Source organism: Nocardia amamiensis NBRC 102102, assembly GCF_001612745.1.
In the GTDB taxonomy this organism is placed as follows: domain Bacteria; phylum Actinomycetota; class Actinomycetes; order Mycobacteriales; family Mycobacteriaceae; genus Nocardia; species Nocardia amamiensis.
Genome location: NZ_BDBA01000358.1, coordinates 1 through 1,677 on the forward strand (window position 1 = coordinate 1; position 1,677 = coordinate 1,677).

The 1,677-nt window shown below is 69.4% G+C and carries 1 protein-coding gene; it reads right to left on the reverse strand.

The window, feature by feature from the left end:
* Positions 1-1,677: condensation domain-containing protein (locus NA4_RS37550; protein ID WP_245671785.1), on the reverse strand; the 1,677-nt coding region annotated here is incomplete at both ends.

Here is a 1,677-nt window from a genome sequence, read left to right on the forward strand (position 1 = left end):
TCGATGTCGCCGACCAGGACGTCCGAGTCGCCGAGCAGGGCTTCCAGCACCCGGACCAGGCGCTGGGCCAGGATCTGGACCTCGTCGGCGGTGAACCGGCTGCCCAGGTACCGCAGGGTCAGCTCGATGCTGGACTCCGCCATCACCAGCAGCGTCATCGGGTAGTGCGTGGCGTCGTTGACGCCGACACCGTTCACCGACATGCCGTCGATCGAGCTGGCGGCCGCAATCGCTTCCTTGTCCATCGGATACGACTCGAACACCATCAGCGTGTCGAACAGCGACCCGGTGCCCGCCACCTGCTGGATCTCGGTGAGCCCCACGTAGTGGTGCTCGAGCAGGTCGGCCTGTTCGCGCTGCAACCGCTCCAGCAGCTCGCCGATCCTCTGGCGGTCATCGATCCGCAGCCGCACCGGCAGCGTGTTGATGAACAGACCCACCATCGACTCGACACCGGGCAGCTCGGCGGGACGGCCGGACACCGTCGCGCCGAACACCACGTCGCCGCGGCCGGTGAGACGTCCGAGCAGGATGCCCCACGCCGCCTGCACCAGCGTGTTCACCGTGACGCCGAGTTCGGCGGCGTGCTTGCTGATCCTGCGGGTGCGGTCGGCGTCGATCTCGGTGGTCAGTGTGCCGATCTCGTAGTCCTCCGCGCCCCTGGCCTGCGGCGCGAGCTGAGTGGGCTCGGTGACGCCGTCCAGCGCCGTCGCCCAGGCGCGCAGCGAAGCGTCCCGGTCGCGCCCAGCCAGCCAGCCGAGGAAGTTGCGGTAGGAGGCAACCCGCGGCAGCGCGGTCTGATCGCCGTGCACCGCGTACAGCACCAGCAGGTCCCGCATGAGCAGCGGCATGGACCAGCCGTCCAGCAGGATGTGATGGGTGGTGATGGCCAGGTGCCACTGCTCGGCGTCGCTGCGGAACAGCGTGAACCGCAGCAGCGGCGGGGTGGCCATGTCGAAGTGCGTGGCCCGTTCCACCGCGACCTGACGCTTCAGTTCCGCCGTCCGCTGCTCGGCGGGCAGCTCGGTGAGATCAACCTCGCGCCACGGTGCTTCGACCCGATCCAGCACCACCTGCACGGCCTGGCCGTCGGAGTCGGTGACGAACGCGGTGCGCAGGTTCGGGTACCGGTCGATGATGCCTTGGGCCGCCGCATGCAGGCGCGCCGCGTCCAGCGTGCCGCCCAGGTCCACCACGGCCTGCATGGTGTACACGTCCACGGTGGACTGGGTCATCAAGGCGTGGAACAGCAGACCCGACTGCAGCGGCGAGAGCGGCCACACTTCCGACAACGCCGGGTAGGTCTGTTCCCACAGCTCGATGTCGTGCTGCCCCACTCGCACCAGCGGCATGTCCGACGGCGTGAAGCCGCCGGCGTCCGGCCGCCGCGCATGCGTGGCCAGCGCGGTGAGCGCCTCGACCCAGAGGTCGGCGAACTCCTGGACCCGCTCGGCGGTCAGCAGACCGGCCGGGAAGGCGAACGACGCGCCGAGCTGCGGGCCGTCGGCCCCCTCGGTGACGATCGCGTTGATATCGATCGTCGCGTTGGCGGGCATGTCGAGGTCCATGTCGACATCCAGCTGACCCAGGTCGGCCACCGGCACCCAGCCGATCTCGGCGAGCTGCTCGGGGATCTCCCCGGCCGACATCCGGCCCAGGTAGTTGAAGCTGATCTGG